Source organism: Pedococcus sp. P2_A3, from assembly GCF_056405035.1.
The window spans coordinates 10,969-31,782 of sequence record NZ_JBFUCW010000033.1 but is presented as its reverse complement, the minus strand read 5'-3'; the positions used below and the strand labels follow the sequence as shown (position 1 = coordinate 31,782).

The 20,814-nt window shown below is 68.7% G+C and carries 16 protein-coding genes, 1 tRNA gene and 1 pseudogene; 10 read left to right on the top strand and 8 right to left on the bottom strand.

Annotated features, from left to right (window positions below; translation table 11 throughout):
* Positions 1 to 12: 12 nt before the first annotated feature.
* On the top strand, positions 13 to 1,212 hold the full coding sequence (gene dusB / locus AC1DX8_RS19805) for a tRNA dihydrouridine synthase DusB (protein WP_477631670.1): 1,200 nt from the start codon (positions 13 to 15) through the stop codon (positions 1,210 to 1,212).
* A gap of 64 nt (positions 1,213 to 1,276) precedes the next feature.
* Positions 1,277 to 3,670 carry an ATP-binding cassette domain-containing protein gene (locus AC1DX8_RS19800; protein ID WP_477631669.1) on the top strand — a complete coding sequence of 798 codons (2,394 nt, stop codon included), beginning with the start codon at positions 1,277 to 1,279 and terminating at the stop codon, positions 3,668 to 3,670.
* Here the strand turns inward: AC1DX8_RS19800 and pdxR are convergent.
* Positions 3,660 to 5,084 carry a MocR-like pyridoxine biosynthesis transcription factor PdxR gene (gene pdxR / locus AC1DX8_RS19795; RefSeq protein WP_477631668.1) on the bottom strand — a complete coding sequence of 475 codons (1,425 nt, stop codon included), beginning with the start codon at positions 5,082 to 5,084 and terminating at the stop codon, positions 3,660 to 3,662. The genes AC1DX8_RS19800 and pdxR overlap by 11 nt on opposite strands.
* A gap of 72 nt (positions 5,085 to 5,156) precedes the next feature.
* Between pdxR and AC1DX8_RS19790 the strand changes: the two are divergent.
* Positions 5,157 to 6,419, top strand: a pseudogene (locus AC1DX8_RS19790) (amino acid permease); the annotation flags it as partial.
* Positions 6,420 to 6,464: 45 nt separating this feature from the next.
* Here the strand turns inward: AC1DX8_RS19790 and AC1DX8_RS19785 are convergent.
* Positions 6,465 to 7,034 (bottom strand): type 1 glutamine amidotransferase domain-containing protein, encoded by a 570-nt coding sequence (locus AC1DX8_RS19785; RefSeq protein WP_477631667.1) that lies wholly within the window; start codon positions 7,032 to 7,034, stop codon positions 6,465 to 6,467.
* A gap of 93 nt (positions 7,035 to 7,127) precedes the next feature.
* Between AC1DX8_RS19785 and AC1DX8_RS19780 the strand changes: the two genes are divergently transcribed.
* The 5 genes from AC1DX8_RS19780 to AC1DX8_RS19760 all read left to right on the top strand — a co-directional run bounded on the left by AC1DX8_RS19780 (position 7,128) and on the right by AC1DX8_RS19760 (position 11,786).
* On the top strand, positions 7,128 to 7,808 hold the full coding sequence (locus AC1DX8_RS19780; protein WP_477631666.1) for a YdeI/OmpD-associated family protein: 681 nt from the start codon (positions 7,128 to 7,130) through the stop codon (positions 7,806 to 7,808).
* A gap of 10 nt (positions 7,809 to 7,818) precedes the next feature.
* Positions 7,819 to 9,051, top strand: a complete 1,233-nt coding sequence (locus AC1DX8_RS19775; RefSeq protein ID WP_477631665.1) for a deoxyguanosinetriphosphate triphosphohydrolase — start codon at positions 7,819 to 7,821, stop codon at positions 9,049 to 9,051.
* Positions 9,052 to 9,102: 51 nt separating this feature from the next.
* On the top strand, positions 9,103 to 11,100 hold the full coding sequence (dnaG, locus tag AC1DX8_RS19770) for a DNA primase (protein WP_477631664.1): 1,998 nt from the start codon (positions 9,103 to 9,105) through the stop codon (positions 11,098 to 11,100).
* The gene (locus AC1DX8_RS19765; protein ID WP_477631663.1) at positions 11,100 to 11,615 is read left to right on the top strand and encodes a hypothetical protein; all 516 of its coding nucleotides are present in this window, start codon (positions 11,100 to 11,102) and stop codon (positions 11,613 to 11,615) included. The genes dnaG and AC1DX8_RS19765 overlap by 1 nt, the downstream gene beginning before the upstream one ends.
* A gap of 95 nt (positions 11,616 to 11,710) precedes the next feature.
* A tRNA-Asn gene (locus AC1DX8_RS19760) sits at positions 11,711 to 11,786 on the top strand.
* Between the two features lie 63 nt (positions 11,787 to 11,849).
* Here the strand turns inward: AC1DX8_RS19760 and AC1DX8_RS19755 are convergent.
* From AC1DX8_RS19755 to AC1DX8_RS19740, 4 genes are all read right to left on the bottom strand, one after another.
* Positions 11,850 to 12,725: an amino acid ABC transporter permease gene (locus AC1DX8_RS19755; RefSeq protein ID WP_477631662.1), complete on the bottom strand. Its 876-nt coding sequence runs from the start codon at positions 12,723 to 12,725 to the stop codon at positions 11,850 to 11,852.
* A complete protein-coding gene (locus AC1DX8_RS19750) occupies positions 12,722 to 13,393 on the bottom strand; it encodes an amino acid ABC transporter permease (RefSeq protein ID WP_477631661.1) in 672 nt (223 codons plus the stop codon). Before AC1DX8_RS19750 ends, AC1DX8_RS19755 begins: the two co-directional genes overlap by 4 nt.
* 97 nt (positions 13,394 to 13,490) lie before the next feature.
* Positions 13,491 to 14,333, bottom strand: a complete 843-nt coding sequence (locus AC1DX8_RS19745; protein WP_477631660.1) for a glutamate ABC transporter substrate-binding protein — start codon at positions 14,331 to 14,333, stop codon at positions 13,491 to 13,493.
* Between the two features lie 120 nt (positions 14,334 to 14,453).
* The gene (locus AC1DX8_RS19740; RefSeq protein ID WP_477631659.1) at positions 14,454 to 15,194 is read right to left on the bottom strand and encodes an amino acid ABC transporter ATP-binding protein; all 741 of its coding nucleotides are present in this window, start codon (positions 15,192 to 15,194) and stop codon (positions 14,454 to 14,456) included.
* 1,178 nt (positions 15,195 to 16,372) lie between these two features.
* Between AC1DX8_RS19740 and AC1DX8_RS19735 the strand changes: the two genes are divergently transcribed.
* Together AC1DX8_RS19735 and AC1DX8_RS19730 are read left to right on the top strand one after the other, a co-directional pair.
* On the top strand, positions 16,373 to 16,909 hold the full coding sequence (locus tag AC1DX8_RS19735) for an ArsR/SmtB family transcription factor (RefSeq protein WP_477631658.1): 537 nt from the start codon (positions 16,373 to 16,375) through the stop codon (positions 16,907 to 16,909).
* A complete protein-coding gene (locus AC1DX8_RS19730; RefSeq protein ID WP_477631657.1) occupies positions 16,906 to 18,153 on the top strand; it encodes an MFS transporter in 1,248 nt (415 codons plus the stop codon). The genes AC1DX8_RS19735 and AC1DX8_RS19730 overlap by 4 nt, the downstream gene beginning before the upstream one ends.
* Positions 18,154 to 18,177: 24 nt before the next feature.
* Here the strand turns inward: AC1DX8_RS19730 and AC1DX8_RS19725 are convergent, their stop codons facing one another.
* Both AC1DX8_RS19725 and AC1DX8_RS19720 read right to left on the bottom strand, forming a co-directional pair.
* Positions 18,178 to 18,990: a class I SAM-dependent methyltransferase gene (locus AC1DX8_RS19725; RefSeq protein ID WP_477631656.1), complete on the bottom strand. Its 813-nt coding sequence runs from the start codon at positions 18,988 to 18,990 to the stop codon at positions 18,178 to 18,180.
* Positions 18,987 to 20,168, bottom strand: coding sequence for a radical SAM protein (locus AC1DX8_RS19720; RefSeq protein WP_477631655.1), 1,182 nt, complete (start codon positions 20,166 to 20,168; stop codon positions 18,987 to 18,989). Before AC1DX8_RS19720 ends, AC1DX8_RS19725 begins: the two co-directional genes overlap by 4 nt.
* Positions 20,169 to 20,814: the final 646 nt, after the last annotated feature.

Here is a 20,814-nt window from a genome sequence, read left to right as displayed (position 1 = left end):
ACTGGTGCCGCCATGACCGCCACCACTGCTGCCCTGCTGCCTCCGCTCACCATCGGCCGCCACACCATCGAGTCGCCCGTCGTGCTGGCGCCGATGGCCGGCATCACCAACCGGGCATTCCGCAAGCTGTGTCGCGAGTACGGCAACCAGGGCCTCGACCAGGGGGGTGCGAGCGGCGCGACCTCCCTCTACGTCAGCGAGATGATCACGTCGCGGGCGCTGGTGGAGCGGACGCCGGAGTCGATGCGGCTCATCGAGCACGACCCGGAGGAGAGCCCGCGGTCGATCCAGCTCTACGGGGTGGACCCGGCCACCGTCGCCGCAGCCGTGCGGATGTTGGTCACCGAGGACCGCGCCGACCACATCGACCTCAACTTCGGCTGCCCCGTGCCCAAGGTGACCCGCAAGGGCGGCGGCGCCGCCCTGCCCTGGAAGCGTGACCTCTTCGAAGCGATCGTCCGGGGTGCGGTGCGCGAGGCGAGCCCGTATGACGTGCCTGTCACCGTCAAGATGCGCAAGGGCATCGACGACGACCACCTGACCTACCTCGAGGCGGGCCTGACCGCCGAGCGCGCGGGTGTCGCAGCCGTGGCGTTGCACGGACGGACGGCCTCCCAGGCCTACTCGGGCGAGGCCGACTGGTCCGCCATCGCCCGGCTGAAGGAGACGGTCAAGACCATCCCGGTGCTCGGCAACGGCGACATCTGGTCGGCCGAGGACGCCGTGCGGATGACGCGCGAGACGGGGTGTGACGGGGTGGTCGTCGGCCGCGGCTGCCTGGGTCGCCCGTGGCTGTTCACCGACCTCGCGGCAGCGTTCGCCGGCACCCCGGCACGCGTCGAGCCGACTCTCGGTGAGGTGACGGCGACGATGCGCCGGCACACCGAGTACCTCATCGACTTCTACGACGACGAGTACAAGGCCTGCCGCGACATCCGCAAGCACATCGCGTGGTACCTCAAGGGATTCCCGGCGGGTTCGACCGTGCGCCACCAGCTGGCGCTGGTCGACTCACTGGCCGCCCTCGACCGCCTCATCGGCTCGATGGACGTCGAGGCGCCCTGGCCCGGCGAGGCAGCGGAGGGGCAGCGCGGCCGGGCCGGCTCACCGCGCCACGTCGCGCTCCCCGAGGGGTGGCTCGACAGCCGCGAGCTCAGCGAGGCGCACCGCGAGGCCGTTGCTGAGGCCGAGCTGTCCGTCTCCGGGGGCTGACGCGCCCCGAACGGCCTCGTTAGGCTCTGCCGGGCGCACCGCGCGCCGGGGAGAGGGAGAGACGATGAGCAGGGGCAGCACCAGGCAGGCGGCGTCGACCGGGGGCCACGTCGCCGACAGCCACGACCTGATCCGCGTGCACGGCGCGAGGGAGAACAACCTCAAGGACATCAGCGTCGAGATCCCGAAGCGGCGGTTGACCGTGTTCACGGGGGTGTCGGGGTCGGGCAAGAGCTCGCTGGTCTTCAGCACCATCGCCGCCGACTCACAGCGGATGATCAACGAGACCTACAGCGCCTTCGTGCAGGGGTTCATGCCGTCGCTGGCCCGCCCCGACGTCGACCTCCTCGAGGGGTTGACGACGGCGATCATCGTCGACCAGGAGCGGATGGGGGCCAACCCGCGCTCCACCGTGGGCACCGCCACTGACGCCAACGCCATGCTGCGCATCCTGTTCAGCCGGATCGGCGACCCCCAGATCGGGCCGCCCACGGCGTTCTCGTTCAACGTCCCGACCCGCAGGGCGAGCGGGGTGATGAGCACCGAGAAGGCCGGCGGACGGGTCGAGAAGGCTGTCGTCCAGAACCAGGTCTACCTGGGGGGCATGTGTGCGCGCTGCGAGGGGATGGGCGCGGTCTCCGACTTCGACCTGACCGCGTTGTACGACGAGACGAAGTCGCTGAGGGAGGGCGCCCTCACGGTGCCTGGGTACTCGATGGACGGCTGGTACGGCCGGCTCTTCGAGGGCATGGGACTGCCGATGGACAAGCCGATCGGCTCGTTCACCAAGAAGCAGCTCGAGACGATGCTCTACGCGGAGCCGACCAAGATCAAGGTCGAGGGCGTCAACCTCACCTTCGAGGGCGTCATCCCCAAGATCCAGAAGTCGATGCTGTCCAAGGAGGTCGAGGCCATGCAGCCCCACGTGCGGCGGTTCGTGGAGCGGGCGATCACCTTCCAGTCCTGCCCCGAGTGCGAGGGCACCCGGCTGAGCAAGGAGGCGCGGTCCTCGAGGATCAGGGGCAAGAACATCGCCGACCTCTGCACGATGCAGATCAGCGACCTCGCCGAGTGGGTGCGTGAGCTCGACGAGCCGTCGGTCGCCCCGCTGCTCGCCGGGCTGCAGCACGCCCTCGACTCGTTCACCGAGATCGGCCTGGGCTACCTCTCGCTCGACCGCCCGGCGGGCACGCTGTCCGGGGGAGAGGCCCAGCGCACCAAGATGATCCGGCACCTCGGCTCCTCGCTGACCGACGTCACCTACGTCTTCGACGAGCCGACGATCGGCCTGCACCCGCACGACATCGCACGGATGAACCAGCTGCTGCTCCAGCTACGCGACAAGGGCAACACGGTGCTCGTCGTGGAGCACAAGCCGGAGACCATCGCGATCGCCGACCACGTCATCGACCTCGGTCCCGGCGCAGGAGCCGGCGGCGGCACCGTCTGCTTCGAGGGCAGCGTCGAGGGCTTGCGCAAGAGCGACACCACGACCGGTCACCACCTCGACGACCGCGCGACGATCAAGGACTCGGTGCGCCGGGCCACCGGCGCCATGGAGGTCCGTGGGGCCTCGACGCACAACCTCCGCGACGTCAGTGTCGACATCCCCCTGGGTGTCCTCTGCGTCGTGACCGGCGTCGCGGGCTCGGGCAAGAGCTCCCTCATCCACGGGTCGGTCGAGGGACGCGATGGGGTGGTCGTCATCGACCAGGCCGCGATCAAGGGGTCGCGGCGCAGCAACCCGGCCACCTACACGGGTCTGCTGGAGCCGATCCGCAAGGCGTTCGCCAAGGCCAACAACGTCAAGCCGGCGCTGTTCAGCTCGAACTCCGAGGGTGCCTGCCCCACGTGCAACGGCGCGGGCGTCATCTTCACCGAGCTGGGGGTGATGGCCACCGTCGAGTCGACCTGCGAGGAGTGCGAGGGTCGCCGCTTCCAGGCTGCGGTGCTCGAGTACAAGCTGGGGGGCAAGAACATCGCCGACGTCCTGGACATGTCGGTGACCGAGGCTGAGGCGTTCTTCGCCGACGGTGACGCCAAGACGCCTGCAGCCCACACGGTGCTCGACCGGCTCGCCGACGTGGGCCTGGGCTACCTCAGCCTGGGCCAGCCGCTCACGACGCTGTCCGGTGGCGAGCGACAGCGCCTGAAGCTGGCCGCCCAGATGTCCGAGAAGGGCGACGTCTACGTCCTCGACGAGCCCACGACGGGGCTGCACCTCGCGGACGTCGAGAACCTGCTCGGGCTGCTCGACCGACTCGTGGACTCGGGGAAGTCCGTCATCGTCATCGAGCACCACCAGGCCGTCATGGCGCACGCCGACTGGCTCATCGACCTCGGTCCCGGGGCGGGTCACGACGGTGGGCTGGTGGTGTTCGAGGGCACGCCCGCCGACCTCGTGGACGACCGGTCGACCCTCACGGGCGAGCACCTCGCGCTCTACGTCAGCGCCTGACCGGCTCGGGGAGCACCGACGCGAGTCGCGCCACGGCGTCCGGCACCTGCTCGACGGTGATCCGGCGGAACCCCATCGCGAGGCCGGGGCGCGGCGTGGTGCCCTGGAACCGGACCGAGACGGGTTCGAGCGCGACCCCGACCCGGGCTGCCGCCGCCGCGACCGCCAGGTCGTCGACGGTGCGGTCGGCGAAGTAGGTGCAGACGTGGAGACCAGCAGCGGAGGGCAGGACCTCGAGGACCCCTGGCGGGAGGGTCGCCAGGCCGTCGAGCAGGGCCTGGCGTCGGGTGGCGTAGACCTTGGTCACCTTGCGGACGTGGGCCGACAGCAGTCCCTCGCCCATGAAGCGCGCCAACGCTCCCTGCGTCACGGCATCGCCCTGCCAGTCGGTGAGCAGCTTGGCCTGGCCCAGGACAGGTTGCAGAGATCGTGGTGCGATGAGGTAGCCGACCCGGAGTGAGGGCATGAGGGTCTTGGAGAACGACCCGACGTAGACGACTCGCCCGTCGCGGTCGAGGTTCTGCAGGGGCGCCAGGGGTCGGTCCTCGAACCGGAACTCGCTGTCGTAGTCATCCTCGACGATCACGACGTTGCGTCGAGCTGCCCACTCCAGCAAGGCGATCCGTCGTCGCAGCGACATCACCGCCCCCGTCGGGAACTGGTGCGACGGCGTCACGTAGACCATGCGGGCGGTCGTGGGGAGGTCGTCGACGACCAGGCCCTCGTCATCGACCCGCACCGGGTGCACGGTCGCACCGTGTGAGGCGAAGAGCCTCGTGGCGGCGGTGTAGCCGGGGTCCTCGACGACCACCACGTCGCCAGGGTCCAGCACCGCACGGGCAATGACGTCGAGGGCCTGCTGGGCGCCGTTGGTGAGGAGCACGTCGTCCGGGCTCGCGACCACCGACCTGGCCAGGCCGGCATACCTCGCCACCTCTCTCTGGAGCCCCGGGTGCCCGCCCCCCTCGTAGGCGGAGGCGGCCAGCAGCGACGGCCGCAGGGTCGCGGACACGAGCCGCCGCCAGACGGCGAGCGGGAACAGGGTGGTGTCAGGTCCGCCGACCGACAGGTCGAACTCGGTGGGTGCGGCATCGGGCACCGGTCGGGGTAGCGTCGCCCACACCGACCTCGGTCGGACGTCGCCGACGGGGGCCCGTCGCGCGCGCCCGGGCTGGATCTCGGCGCAGACGAAGGTGCCGGCCCCGACCCGGGTCACGAGGAAACCCTCTGCCGTGAGCCGGTCGTAGGCCGTCGTGACGGTGCCGCGCGCGACACCGAGCGACGAGGCGAGCTCCCGACTCGGTGGGACGCGGTCCCCAGCGGCCAGCCGGCCGTCGAGGATGGCCTCGAGCAGCCCGCGGTAGATGCTCGCGGACCGGTCGCCGGTGGTGTCGGGAGGGAGGTGCAGGTCCACCTGGCCACGGTAGGTCCAGAGCACCCATTGGCTCAATCGACTTGCCGAGAAGTGGACCTTCTGACCGGGCCAATGCCGCGCCACGCTGGAGCCATGACGACGAGGCAGGCAGGGACGCAGGCGGGGACGCCGGCAGGGCTGAGCATCCCGCAGGGCACGGCCCTGTCCATCGGTGCCGTGCTCGGCACCGGCGTCATCACGCTGCCGGCCCTCGCGGCGGGTATCGCCGGCCCGGCCTCGCTGGTGGCCTGGGCCGCGCTGGTGGTGCTGAGCATCCCGTTGGCCTCGACCTTCGCGGCGATGGGTGCCCGCTTTCCCGACACCGGGGGAGTCTCGACGTACGTGCGCCGCGCCTTCGGTCCGCGGGCCTCGGCCGCGGTCGGCTGGTGCTTCTACTTCGCCGTCCCCGTCGGCGCCCCACCCGCCTCGCTGATGGCGGGGCACTACGTGTCCGACGCCGTGGGGGGCGGTCACGTGGTGGCCGTCGCCGTGGCTGCGAGCCTGATCGTCGGGGTCGCCCTCATGAATGCCGCCGGGCTCCGGCTCTCGGGCCGCGTCCAGCTGGGGCTGACCGCGGTGCTCGCGACCCTGATGGTCGTGACCATCGTCGCGGCGTTGCCGCACGCCTCGTGGGACCACCTGCGCCCGTTCGCACCGCACGGCTGGGGTGCCGTCGGGTCAGCGGCGGCRCTGCTGGTCTGGGGCTTCGCGGGGTGGGAGGCGGTCGCGTCGCTGGCGGGCGACTACCGGCGCCCGGCGCGCGACGTGCCCCGGGCGACCGCGATCGCCCTGGTGGTCGTGGGCACCCTCTACCTCGCGCTCGCGGCCACCAGCCTGCTGGTCCTCGGACCGGGCACCGGCTCCAGCGAGGCACCGCTCTCGGACCTGTTGGCCTCGGGGGTCGGCGGCGAGGTCCGGGTCGTCACGGCGGTGGTCGCGGTGCTGTTGACGGTCGGGGCGATGAATGCCTACTACGCCGGCGGCTCGCGGCTGGGGGCCGCCCTGGCCCGCGACGGCGCTCTCCCGGCATACCTGGCGTCAGGCTCGGGGCAGGGGGAGGTGCCGCGTCGGAGCCTGGCCGTCATCGGCCTCCAGTCGGTGCTGTGGCTCGTCGCCTCGGAGCTGCTGCACCTCGGGCTCACGCCGCTGATGCTGCTGGCCACCGGTTGCTTCACGCTGGTCTACGTCCTCGGCACCGCGGCGGCCGTGCGCCTGCTGGAGAGGGGGTCGCGCGCGTGGTGCACCGCCGTGGTCGCCCTGACCTCGGTGCTGGTGCTCCTGGTCATGAACGGCTGGCACGAGGTGTGGGCGCTCGGCGTCGCCGCCGCCGCCGTGACCTACCAGGGGTGGGCCCGGCGGCGGGCGACGTCGAGGGAGGGCTCAGGCCGTCTGGCTGGCCGCGCCGTGGGTGATGGCCTCGAGCAACGCGGCGTTGAACGCAGGCAGGTCGTCGGGGTTGCGGCTCGTGATCAGGTTGCCGTCCTGGACGACCTGCTCGTCGACCCACTCCGCTCCGGCGTTGCGCAGGTCGGTCTGCAGGCTGGGCCAGCTGGTGACGGTGCGTCCGCTCACGACGTCGGCCTCGACCAGCGTCCAGGGGGCGTGGCAGATCGCGGCCACCGGCTTGCCGCTGGCCACGAAGTCGCGGATGAACGCGACGGCGTCCGCGTCGGTGCGCAACGCGTCAGGGTTCGCGACGCCGCCGGGCAGGACCAGCGCGTCGAAGTCGTCGACGGATGCCGATGACACCGTCTGGTCGACCGGTCGCGTCTCTGCCTTGTCGAGGTGGTCGAAGGTCTGGACCTCACCGGCCTCGGGTGAGAGCAGGACGGCGCGGGCCCCGGAGTCGGTGACGGCCTGCCACGGCTCGGTGAGCTCCACCCGCTCGATCCCCTCCTTGGCGACGAGGAAGGCGACGGTCTTGTCGGTCTTGGTTGAGTTGGAGGTCATGCCTCCACCTTCTGTCAACGCGCTGACCAGCGCAAATGCGGCCCTCGTCCGATGACCGAGCGCGTCGTCAGGGTCGCGTGGCAGGCTGCCGCCATGGCTACGACGAGGTCGAGGCGGATCGGGACGCCAGGGGGCACCGTGGAGCGCCCGGCGACGTTCTTCTCCGGACCCGAGGAGTTCGGCGCCTGGCTGGCTGCCCACCACGACAGCGCCACCGAGCTCTGGATGGGCCTGTACAAGAAGCACGTCCCCGACCGCGGGCTCACCTGGGAGGAGGCGGTGGTCGAGGCGCTCTGCTGGGGCTGGATCGACTCGGTCGCCCAGCGCATCGACGAGGACGCGACCCGCCAGCGCTGGACGCCCCGCAAGGCCACCAGCAACTGGAGCGCCATCAACATCGCCGCGGTCGAGCGGCTCAAGGCCGAGGGTCGGATGCAACCGCCGGGGCTGGCCGCCTATGAGCTCCGGCGCGAGGACCGCTCCGGCGTCTACTCCTACGAGGAGGCCGGCGTCGTCGACCTCGCGCCGGAGTATGCCGCGCGGCTGGCCGGTGACGCGGCCGCGAGCGCCTTCTGGGAGGTGGCCACCGCGTCGTACAAGAGGCTCGCCCAGCACTGGGTGATGACCGCCAAGCAGGAGGCGACCCGCGAGAAGCGGATGGCCCAGCTGCTGGAGGACAGCGCGGCCGGGCGGCTGATCCCCAGCCAGCGCTACGGCACCCAGCCCAAATGGGTGGAGCGGGCCGCCGAGGCAGCGCGGGCCGCCCGGCCCTAGGCTCGCCACCGTGGCGTACAGCTCGGTCGACCGTGAGCGCTGGGTGCGGGAGGACCCTGCCACGAAACGGGCCGACCGCGACGACTTCGCGCGGGACCGGGCCCGGCTGGTCCACTCCGCCTCCCTGCGCCGGCTGTCGGCCAAGACCCAGGTGGTGCAGCCCGGCGACGACGACTTCGTGCGCAACCGGCTCACCCACAGCCTCGAGGTCGCCCAGATCGGCCGCGAGTTCGGCCAGGCCCTCGGGTGCAGCGCCGACGTCGTCGACTCCGCCTGCCTCGCGCACGACCTCGGTCACCCACCGTTCGGCCACAACGGCGAGCGCGCCCTCGACGAGATCGCGCGCGACATCGGCGGGTTCGAGGGCAATGCCCAGACCTTGCGGCTGCTGACCCGGCTCGAGCCCAAACGGGTCCACCCCGACGGACGACCCGCCGGGCTCAACCTGACGAGGGCAACGCTCGACGCCGCGACCAAGTACCCGTGGAGCCGGGGGGACGGCGAGACCGGTGCCGGGGGCAAGTTCGGGGTCTACGCCGACGACCTCCCGGTCTTCGAGTGGTTCCGCGACGGCCGCGCTGACGGCGAGCGGTGCATCGAGGCCGACGTGATGGATTGGTCCGACGACGTCGCCTACTCCGTGCACGACGTCGAGGACGCGATCGCCTCGGGGCGGCTCGACGTCCGACGCCTGCGGGACCGCACCGACGTCGACTCCGTCCTCGCCGTGGCGACCGGGCTGTACGCCGCAGACCTCGGGGTCGACGCCCTCGGTGCGGCGCTGGAAAGCGTGCTCGCCAGCGGCGCGGTGCCCACGGCATACGACGGCTCGAGGGTGGACCGCGCGGCGCTGAAGGACATGACGTCGAGGCTCATCGGCCGGTTCGTCCACGCGGTCGAGGTGGCCACCCGGCAGCGGCACGGTGACGGGCCGCTCACCCGCTACGCCGCCGACCTCGTGGTGCCCGACGACACCCGGGCCGAGTGCGCCGTGCTCAAGGCCGTGGCAGCCCACTTCGTCATGCACGCCCAGGAGCGGGTCGACGTGCTGAGTCGCCAGCGGGGGGTGGTCGCCGACCTGGTCGCCGCCTACCAGCAGGACCCCGTCGGACGGCTCGACCCCGACCTGCTGGGCGACTGGAAAGCCGCCGGTGACGACGCCGCAGCCCTGCGGGTGGTGGTCGACCAGGTCGCGTCCCTGACCGATGTGCGGGCGGAGCACCTGCACCGCGCCTGGGCCTGACCGGGCGACGTCCTGGGCACCACCTAGACTCAACCGCGACAAGGAGGGCCAGTGGCGGGTCGGATCAAGGCCGAGGACGTCGCGCTCGTCAAGGAGCGTTCGTCCATCGAGGATGTCGTGCGCGAGCACGTGACCCTGCGACCTGCCGGTCCCGGCTCGATGAAGGGCCTGTGCCCCTTCCACGACGAGAAGTCCCCGTCGTTCAACGTCCGCCCGGCCGTGGGTGCCTGGCACTGCTTCGGCTGCGGCGAGGGCGGCGACGTCATCTCCTTCGTGCAGAAGGTCGAGCACCTCACCTTCACCGAGGCCATCGAGCGGCTCGCGCAGAAGATCGGCATGGAGCTGCACTACGAGGAGGGTGGCAAGCCCGCTGGCGGCGAGTCCCTCGGGCGCCGCTCGCGGCTGATCGAGGCCCACCGGGTGGCGCAGGAGTTCTACCACCACGCCCTGCTCAACGCGCCCGAGGCCCGGGCGGGGCGCGACTTCCTGCGCGAGCGCGGGTTCGACAGCGAGGCGGCCAAGAAGTTCGGCGTGGGCTTCGCGCCGCGGGGCGGCGAGGAGCTGTCACGCCACCTGCGGGCCAAGGGTTTCACCGACGACGAGGTCACCCTCGCTGGGCTGTCGGGTCGCGGCAGCCGCGGGCTCTACGACCGGTTCCGCGGGCGGCTGGTCTGGCCGATCCGTGACATCACCGGCGACACCGTGGGCTTCGGCGCCCGGCGGCTCTTCGACGACGACCGGATCGCAGCCAAGTACCTCAACACCTCCGAGACCCCCATCTACAAGAAGTCGACCGTGCTCTACGGCCTCGACGCCGCGAAGAAGTCGATCGCGGGCGACCGCAAGGCCGTCATCGTCGAGGGCTACACCGACGTCATGGCCTGTCACCTCGCAGGGATCGAGGGTGCGGTGGCCACGTGCGGCACGTCGTTCGGCGTCGACCACATCAAGCTGCTGAGGCGGATCATGCGCGACGAGGCCGACCTGGCGCCGGCCCGCGTAGTGTTCACCTTCGACGGAGACGCGGCAGGTCAGAAGGCCGCCATGCGGGCGTTCGGCGAGGACCAGCGGTGGGCGTCCCAGTCGTTCGTGGCCGTCGCCGACGGCGGCATGGACCCGTGTGAGCTGCGGATCGCCAAGGGGGACGACGCCGTGCGCCACCTCATCGACGACGCCGTGCCGATGTTCGAGTTCGCGGTCCGGACGACCATCGCGCGGTTCGACCTCACCACAGCCGAAGGGCGGGTGCAGGGGATGCGTGCGGCTGCCCCGATCGTCAACTCGATCCGCGACAGCTCGATGCGTCCGGAGTACATCCGCACCGTTGCTGGGTGGATCGGGGTCGAGGTCGAGCAGGTGCAGGCCGAGGTGTCGCGTGCGCAGCGGATGGCGGCCCGTGACGCCAAGGAGGCTCACGACGCCCCAGCCGGGCGTGGCGGTCGCGACGGGCGACCCGGGCAGCACGAACGCTCGCGCGACGCAGGCAGCAACCGACCGGACGCCGACACGGTGCCTGAGCCCTCCATCGAGGAGGCCCGCGCAGCACTACCCGCCCCCGACCTGCGCGACCCCATCGTCTTCGCCGAGCGCCAGCTGCTCCAGACGTTGCTGCAGTACCCCGACAGCTTCTCCCCGGGCGACGTGGACAAGGTCTCCGCCGACGCGTTCACCGCTCCCGCTCACCGGGCCGTGTTCGACGGGGTGCGCGGCGCGGGGGGCCCTCAGCGGGGGTTGTCCGTCCAGGCGTGGGCCGACCGCGTCACGCAGGCGGCACCCCTGGCCGTGCACGGTCTCGTCGCCGAGCTGGCCGTCGCGTCCCTGCCGACCCGGTTCGACAAGGCGACCGGCCTGCCCGAGCGCCGCTACATCGACGCGCTGCTCACCCGCGTGCAGGAGGTCTCGTTGACCCGTAGGATCGCCGACGCGATGTCGGCCATGCGGCGGATGGCGACCGACCCGCACACCGACCCGGCTCAGGCACGCACGCTGAGCGGCGAGCTGCAGGACCTGCAGCGCGAGCTCGCGACCCTGCGCGACCAGGCGTCCTGATGGCTCTCTCGCTGCGTCGCCCCGAGCGGCTGCCTTCCGAGGTGCGCGCCGCGGTCGGGCTCGGGTCGGGCGAGCGGGTGCTCAGCTGGGGGCGCGAGGAGGCCAGCGGCACCACCGTGGTCGCCACCAACCATGCGCTGTATGCCGTCGACGCGGCCGGGGAGCGCACCCTCCACCGCCCGTGGCACGAGGTGGACGGAGGCACCTGGTCGGCTGAGCTCAGCCAGCTCACGGTCACCTGGGTGGACGGGTCACGGCCGTCCCAGTGGGTGCTGGGCGCGACGAGCCTCGTGCCGGAGACCCTGCGTGAGCGCGTGCAGGCGAGCGTGGTGCTGACCCAGCGCATCGAGCTCGGACCTCGGCGGACGGCCAAGGTGGCCCTTCGTCAGGACCTCGCCAGCGGCGGCCTGGTGGAGCAGGTCGTGCTCGGCCGAGGAGTCCGAGCCGGCGACCCCGAGCTGGTCGCCCGCACCGAGGCGGCGCTGGTCTACCTGCGCGAGCAGGTCGGGCTCTAGCGACGCTTTCGGCGACGGCCGGGCCGTTTTCAGAACTGCGCGCATCCTTTGCTATGGTTGCGCAGCGCCGAACGCGGGGGACCGCCGACGGACTTTCCCCTGTAGCTCAATTGGCAGAGCAGCCGACTGTTAATCGGCAGGTTGTTGGTTCGAGTCCAACCGGGGGAGCCACCCCACCACGAGGCCCCAGACCACCAGGTCCGGGGCCTTCGTCGTGGGGTCGACCGGGCTCGCTCAGGCGTCCGCGCCCGCGGAGGCGGGCGCTGGCACGGCCGCCGCCTCTCGGATCGTGGTGCGCCCGCGACGCGAGAGCCTGCGCTGCAGCCGGCTCGCGATCACGGTGAGGGTGAAGTTGATGAGGATGAAGAGCAACGCGGCGACGATGTAGGCGGGCAGGGTGTTGGCGAACGCCGACCCCAAGGTCTTGGACCAGATGAGCAGCTCGCCGTAGGTGATCGAGTAACCCAGCGCCGAGTCCTTGAGGATGACGACGAACTGGCCGATCAGGGCGGGCAGCATGGCCGTGATGGCCTGTGGCAGCTGGATCGAGCGCAGGGTCTGCGACTCCGTCAGCCCGATGGACAGACCGGCCTCGGACTGGCCCTTCGGCAGGGAGAAGACACCCGAGCGGACCAGCTCCGCGATGACGGACCCGTTGTAGAGGGTCAGCCCGGTCACGACGCCGGCGAGGGGTGCAGTCTCGCTCGAGAACACGCCGGCGCGCGAGTAGTAGCCATAGCTGGCGATCATCATGATCAGCACCGGGACTGCGCGGAAGAACTCGACGACGACGCCGGACACCCAGCGGATCGCCCTGATGCTCGAGAGCCGACCCACGCCGAACAGCAACCCGAAGGCGATGGCCAGGGCGATGGAGATCACCGCAGCCTTGAGCGTGCCCCACAAGCCGATCAGCAGGTAGTCACGCCAGACCGAGCGGTCGGTCACGAATGGCTCCCACATGTAGCCCTGGAGCTGGTTGGCCGCCTGCATCTTGCGGACGACCACGTAGCCGGTCGCGACGAGGAGCAGGACGCCGATGACCGACAAGATGGCGTGTCGCCGACGCGCACGGGGGCCTGGGGCGTCGAACAGGACGGAGGCACTCATCGCTTCACCGCCAGCCGACGCGACAGCGAGGTGAAGAAGACGCCGAGGGGCAGGGTCAGCACGACGAACCCGAGGGCGAAGATGAAGAACACTGACAGCGTGCCGGTCTCGTTCTCGATGATCTTCTGCATCAGGCCTCCCGCTTCGGCGGCGACGATCACGGCCGTCACGGTGGTGTTCTTGATGAGGGCGATGAAGTTGGAGCCCAGCGGCGCGACGGCCCCGCGGAAGGCCTGCGGCAGGATCACCTCCCGCATGCTCTGGGAGAATGTCAGCCCGATGGAACGGGAGGCCTCGGCCTGGCCGACTGGCACGGTGTTGACACCCGACCGCAGCGCCTCACAGACGAAGGCCGCGTGGTAGACCGACAGCATCACGGCCGACCACCGCAGGGCGTTCTGCGTGATGTCCTCCTGGTCGAGGTTGAGTCCGAGGATGTACGTCAGGCCCAGGATGCTGAAGACCATGAGCAGGGTCAGGGGAGTATTGCGGAACACGTTGACGTACCAAGCGCCCATCAGGCGCAGGACGCGCACCGGCGACAGCCGCATGACGGCGATGAGGGTGCCGATGACGAGCGAGCCGATGCCCGCCACGAGGGCCAACCGGATCGTGACCCAGAACGCCTTGAGGATCTCGGGGCCATAGGTGCTCAGGATGTCGCCCATGCAGGGAAGCCTTCCGTCGCGGGGGAGGAGGACATGCGCTCCGGTATGCCGCCCGCTCGGGTGAGCGGGCGGCATACCGACAGCGGTGTGGAACCGGTCAGGAGCAGGCGTCCTGCTTGGGCGGGTTGGTCGCGCTGTCGACCTTGAACCCGGCCGGGCCGAGGTTGGCGTCGATCGCCTTCTGCCATTCACCTGAGGAGATCATCTTGCCGATGGCCGTGTTGATCTTCTCGCAGGTGGCGGTGTCACCCTTCTTGATGCCGATGCCGTAGCGCTCCTCGGAGAAGGTCTTGCCGACGACCTTGAGCTTGCCCTTGTACTGCGCCTGAGCGGCGTAGCCGGCGAGGATGGTGTTGTCGGTGGTCAGGGCGTCGACGCCCTTGGAGACCAGGGCGGTGACGCACTCGGAGTAGGTGCCGAACTCCTGGAGCTGCACGCCCGGGTACTTGTCCTTGACCTTCTGGGCGGACGTCGAACCGGTCACCGAGCACAGCTTCTTGCCCGTGAGGTTCTCCGGCCCGGTGATCGAGGTGTCGTCGGCGCGGACGAGGAGGTCCTGACCGGCGACGAAGTACGGGCCGGCGAAGGTGACCTTCTGCTTGCGGGCATCGCTGATCGAGTAGGTCGCGACCACCATGTCGACCTGTCCCGTGGAGATGAGCGTCTCGCGCTGGGCGGACGGGGCCTGGACCCACTGGATGTCGCCGGCGGCATGGCCGAGCTCTTTGGCGACGTAGGTCGCGACGTCCACGTCGAGACCCGTGTACTTCGAGCCCTCCTTGAGGCCGAGGCCGGGCTGGTCGAACTTGATGCCGACCTTGAACTTGCTGCCTCCGCCGCCACCACCCGTGCCGCCGTCCTTGGCGCTGTCGCCACAGGCGGTCAGGCCGAGCGCGAGGACCGATGCGGCGGTCACTGCGCCAATCTGACGAATCTTCATTCCGTTTCCTCCTGATGTGTTGCCCGCTGCGCTGGCGCGCCCCGGTGTTCAGTGCGGTGCGGTCTGGATGTCGTTCTGCGTCAAGGGATCCCGATGTCTCAGGACCCGTGGTTGGGATGGCTAGTGGGTGAGGATCTTGCCGAGGAAGTCCTTGGCGCGGTCAGACTTCGGTGCGGTGAAGAAGCCCTCGGGGTCGTTCTCCTCGACGATCTGGCCGTCGGCCATGAAGACGACCCGGTTGGCTGCCTTGCGGGCGAAGCCCATCTCATGGGTGACGACGACCATCGTCATGCCCTCTTTGGCGAGGGCGACCATGACGTCGAGCACTTCGGTGATCATCTCGGGGTCGAGGGCCGAGGTCGGCTCGTCGAAGAGCATCACCTTCGGGTCCATGGCCAGCGACCGCGCGATGGCCACGCGCTGCTGCTGGCCGCCGGAGAGCTGGGCGGGGAACTTCTGCGCCTGGTGGGCGACGCCCACCCGCTCGAGCAGCTCCATCGCGCGCTTCTCGGCCTCGGCCTTGGGGACCTTGCGCGCCTTGATCGGGCCCAGGGTGACGTTGTCGAGGATCGTCTTGTGGGCGAACAGGTTGAAGGACTGGAACACCATGCCGACGTCCGCCCGCAGCTTCGCGAGCTCCTTGCCCTCCTCGGGCAGCGGCACGCCGTCGATGGTGATCGAGCCGGTCTCGAAGGTCTCGAGCCGGTTGATGGTGCGGCACAGGGTCGACTTGCCGGACCCCGAGGGTCCGATCACGACGACGACCTCGCCCTTGCCGATGGACAGGTTGATGTCCTGGAGGACGTGCAGCTCGCCGAAGTGCTTGTTGACGCCCTTGAGGACGACCAGTGGCTCCGTCATGTCCGGCAACCTACCCGTTTGTCGCAGTTCCCTGACACCTCCGCCCCCACATGTCACCCAAAGGCAACATGGGCATCCGCAGGAAACGGCAGCCCGGGGGCTCCGGTTCCGGTGCAAGGCACGGAGGAGCGAGGGGCAGCCACGCGGTCGGTGGGGCAGGTCGGGCCTGAACCGACGACCGACGGAGTATCAGAGGTCCCGAAGGTGCAGGTCAGGGGCGGTCTTGGGCCGATTCGTGCTCAGTTGGTGGTGGTCGTCTGACGCCCGAAACGGTCGATTCTCAAACTGGTGTGCCACCCATGTGCCACGGGCACTCGGATGGTGCCCCGAACCGCCAACCTACGGAGTGCCCGTCAGTCGTGCGGCCGCGAGGAACTCTAGGGCACTCTTCGTGCTTGGTGGCTGCCGTCTTGTCGTGGTTGTTCGAGACCCGGAAACAATCGTCTTGTCCTGCTCGGTGTCCTGCCCCGCGCGGGTCAGATCTACGTGCTTGGTGGCTTTTCCTTATCGAGGTCGGGCTTGCGCGGCACCGCTCGCTCGGCAAGCCAACTGCCCACCGCAACTGCGAGCAGACCGACAAAGAGACCCCACCGTCCGGCAGCCAGCCAGGCGAAGAGGAAGACGACTCCTGACACGGCCCAGAAAGCCCACCCTTGGCGCGGCGTGGGGGTCCAACGCGAGGCCTCGTTGATGGCGCTAGGCGTCCTGAGGTGAATCCGCACGAGCCAAGATTAGGTGCATCGACGAAGCAGCGTGACGATTCGCGCGGATCGCGACCATTTGCGTTCTCGAAGAGCTGGACCACGGGGAGTCACCGACCCGATAGCGGAGCAGGGGAGTCTGCCGGAGTGGTGGGGTCAAGGGTGGCCGCGCCCCGTCGACCAAGCGGTACGTGTTCGGCCCGGTCGCGTTGACGATGATCGGCTGCTGCATGCCGTTGACCCGCAGGCTGACCGCCAGCTCGTCGAGGTTGCCGAGGTCCTTGCGGTGTTCTTCGGGTCGGGTTTCACGCTGCGGGTCGGCAGCACCGCGAATCGGATGGTGGTCATACCTGTCCCGTGCGTCGTGGGGCAACCATCGCCTCGACCCAGTCATGAGAGCGGCGGACCCTGCTCAGCACCTCACGACCCTCAAAGAAACATTGGACACTCAGGCCGGGTCAATAGGAATGTGGAGTCATGTCGATGCGCACAGGCCAGATCAGCCCCACCACAGCGCTGAGCCACCCAACCCGGCTCACCATCCTGTCCCTGCTCACGGGGTCAGAGTTGAGCGCCAGCGACGTGGCGCGCGAGCTCGGAATGACGCAAGCGAATGCTTCGTACCATCTGCGGTATTTGTTGGCGTCAGGACTGATCGAGGAATGCGAGGGCGTCGTCATCCGCGGAGGCGCGGCACGCAGATACCGCCACCCATGGCGACATGGCCAACATGCAGCGGCCCAGGTGTCGCAAGAGGACCGCATCGCCTGGGTGACCGCCTTTGCCAGCCTCATGATCAGCCGCTTCGAGAAGTATGAGGGATACCGAGACAAGTCCAGCGGTTCGTTCACCGACGCCGAACTYTGGGTCGACCCGCAGGTATGGACCAGGGTCGTAGCGCTGCTCGACGAGGCGTCAGCGGTGGTCCACGCCTCAGCAAAGCCTCCGAGGTCGAACGGCACCCTGAGAGTGAGCCTGAACGTCGCGGCCTTCCGCATGCGGAAGAAGTCGTGAACAGCCAGGCCCTTACCGCCCTGCGCCAGCCGTCGTTCGCGTGGTATCTCGCAGCGCGAACCATCTCGTTGGCCGGCTCCAGCATGGCGCCAGTCGCGCTTGCATTCGCCGTGCTACACGTCGATTCTCGGCCCTCATCACTCGCGCAGGTCCTAGGCGTCCGCGTGACTGCAACGCTGCTGTTCCTGCTGGTGGGCGGGGTGATTTCCGACAGGCTGTCACCCGTCGCTGTTCTGCGTGCAGGCCATGCGGTCACCTTCTTCTCGCAAGGCGTCGCTGCCTATCTCATAATTTCGGGTGACGGGACTGTCGCGGCGTTGACCATCATCGAGGCGGTCAACGGAGCCGCGACGGCCTTCACGATGCCGGCGATGATGGGGATCGTCCCTCTGGTCACGGAGCGTTCGACGTTGCCTCAGGCCAACGCCCTGGTGTCGATGTCAAGAAGCACAACGCAGGTCGCCGGCCCGGCCCTCGCTGGGCTGATGGTGGCCACCACCGGCCCCGGCTGGGCCCTAGCAGCAGACGCGGCGACTTACGGCATAGCTCTGTGGTGTCTCGGTCGCATACGGCTGGGCCAACAACGTGGTGCCCCTGTGGCTCGATCGTCCATGCTGTCCGACGTCGCCGCCGGCTGGAGAGAGTTCACCGTCAGGTCCTGGGTCTGGATCGTCGTAGTGACATTCGCGGTCCTGAACGCCATCCACGTTGGGAGTATCACGGTGCTGGGGGCAACCATCGCGAACCACACTCCCTCCATCGGAAGCAAGGGCTGGGGACTTGCGCTCTCGCTGGAGGCGGCGGGGACGGTCATCATGACGGCAGTGCTGGTGAGCCGACAACCCGCTCGGCCAGTCTCCGCCGGCCTCGTGGCCATGGCGCTCTACTCGCTACCCATCCTCGCGCTGGCGGCGCAAGCTCCCCTTCCGGTCATAGCCGCTGGCTTCGCGGTCGCCGGGGCCGGTGGCGCCGTGTTCGCGATCGGGTGGGAGACCTCATTGCAGCAGCACGTGCCCCAGACGGCCTTGGGCAAGGTCGCAAGTTATGACGCCCTAGGCTCGCTGGTGGGTCTTCCCGCGGGCATGTTCCTGTACGGCTGGCTGCCTGAACACGTAGCCGAGACCCACCTGCTGGTGATGTCAGCTGGGGCCTATGTGCTGGTGGTGGCCACCTCGCTGTTGAGCCCCTCGGTGCGGGGCGTCAGGCGCGCTGGAGTGCCGGCACACAACCAAGGCGCCAACTAGCGGTGCCATGCTCGTCCGTCAGCGTCAGTCCGTCACCGGCCGAGCGCAGGGATGGTCCGCCCACGAGCGGGCCAGCAGGATCCACTTGATGGCATTTGGAGTATCGACGTCGACGAGCTGCCCCATTCGTACGCCCAGTGCAGCAACCACAGAAGCACCGCTCTTCTCAATGACAGTCTGCAGTGTCGCCAGCGAGTAGAACCGTTCCGCAACGACGTGATCACTGCGAATCCAACCATGTGGACGGGAGCTGAACCGTGTGAGCTTCAGGCCGTACAACCCCGGTCCAGTCGTTCGCAGATCGGTGCGGTTCCAGACGAAGAAGTCGTTGGGGTACTCAAGCACGGTGGTCCCGGCGTAGAGCGTCTCGAACGTCCAATGAGTGTTGGCATCCAGGACGAGAAGCCCGCCGGGGCGAAGGACTGCTACGGCGCCACCGACTGCTGACGCCAACTCGGCCTCGCTAAGTAGGTGATTGGGGATGTCCCCACACATGGTGACGACATCGAAGCCCTCCCAAGCGCGGGGCAGGCTCCGGATGTCGGCCTGGTGGAAGACGAGATCGGGGTATTTGATGCCAGCGCGGGCCAACATTTCGACGGAGAGGTCGCAGCCGACCGCTCGAAGGCCGAGATCGGCGAGCATCGCGGTGCTGTCGCCGGTACCGCAAGCGAGGTCGAGGGCCGTGATCGCGTCGGGCATATGCTGCCCGAGCAGCCCATTCAGTTGAGCCGCCCAGATGCGTCTGTCGTCGCCTGCCTTGAGGGCGTCGTAACCGAGAGCCGAGAGGCTGTCGTAGAACGCCTGGGAGTTGTCCGCCGTTGGGTCCGACGTCACGCCTTCACCATGGCCGGGCTGCGGGCCAGTGTTGAGCGGGCGAAGGATTGGTCCAAAGTGAAGGCGTCAACATCATCCCAGAACTGCCGGGCTGCACCTGCTTCGCCCTTGGGTGCCGCCGAATGGTCGCAGCTGACCCAACGTTGCGCGATTTGGCTGTCGGGGCTGTAGCCACCCTCAACGTCTCCGACCTCCCAATCCGATCGGCCGGCGGTCTCCCAACAACTGAATAGCTTGCCGTCTGCGTTGATGACGGCACCGGACTTCGCGTCGAAGTCTCCGCAGAATGTGCAGTCCGAATTGCTTGCCGTGATGGGCACGGAGAAGCCAGCCCCTAGCGCGTGAACGATGAGTTCCTTGAGTTGCGCGGACAGTGCTGGCCCGTATCGGAGGTCATTCGAGTACCCAAGCCCTACATCGTCCACCAGGGCCAGTCGCATCTTGAGTGGGCGTCGGAAGGTGATGCTCTCCAAGTCCGCGATGGTGGATCGGACCAAGTGGAGATTCTTGTGCGAGAGGTTCAGGCGAAACTGCCAGCTGAAGTCGATGTCCGCGCAGGCCTGGAGGTTGCCGAGGATCGTGTCGTAAGTTCCTCGACCGTTGCGGGTGGCGCGGGTTGCGTCATGGCTCTCGCGGTCGCCATCGAACGTGACCTGAACCTCGCGCATCCCGCGCTCGAGGAGTTGCGAGGCGACATCACGGTCCAAGAGCACCGCGTTGGTGACCATGCCTGCTGCAACCAAGCCGAGAGGAGCCAACCGGGACAGGATGTTGAGGCATGCGTCTCTGCGCAGCAACGGCTCGCCGCCGAAGAGAAGTACCTTTAGCTCTGGCAGGTTCAGAGCCGCCTGGCGTCCGGCGATGAAGTCGGCGACCCGCTCCAGCGTCATTGCCGACATGTACACGGACGGAATGCGTTTGGGGGCAGTCACTCCGGGCCGTACTGGTTCCACGTTCTGGAAGCAGTATCCGCAGCCCAGATTGCAGGACGTTGTGGTGAAGATCGTGACGGAGAAGGCATTGGTTGTGACTGGCGCCAGAAAGCCAGTCGAGGCCAACGCTTCCAGGGCATCGTTTGTGAGCGAACCGTTCTCTGACGCCTCGCGTGGCAGTCGCGCGACCTTCCCCTGGCATGCGACCCACGTGGCGTCTGTGCCGGCCAAGACTCGGTATTCCATCGGCTCTCCTTAGGCGGCAACATCGCCGCGTCCTCGCGAAGGACTGGGACACTGAAGGCTCGTGCATCCGTAGCCATATGGATGTAGCGAGCCGGTGGTCGGTGTGAGTGAGGCATTTCGGCTGCCTCACTCACACCGACCAGTCGGTCACATGAAGCTCTGGCAGGTGAAGGAGTCGTCGTCCTCGAAGATTTCGATCTGCATGCGGCACACCCCCTTAGATGTCGGCCGTCCCAATGCCTGTTTGACGGTGAAGGGAACCTAGGAGGCCCACTAGGCGCGGCGCTACTCTCAAACAGAGAATTGATGGCTCCCCGTCCGTCCTGCTATCGCGAGCACGGCGAACGCCGTTACGACCTGGGCGCCGAGCCCAAGTGATGAGATGCGGACGCAAGCGTTCATCTCGCGATTGACAGCGATAGCCGAAGCACTGAAGCCGGCTCTCCGGTTCAGGCCGCCTCCCGCGCAGTCCGACCTGCGCCGGCGTTTAACCCACGCTGGCACAGCCAGCTCCGAGCCGAGTGCGCGCACCAGCTGAGTGAGGCCACGTGGGTGACCTCACGGCCGTCGCCGATCACTGCCAAAACCGCTTGATACTTCTGCTCCACCACACTCAGCTCCACCAACATGAGGTGAGTGTCAAGAA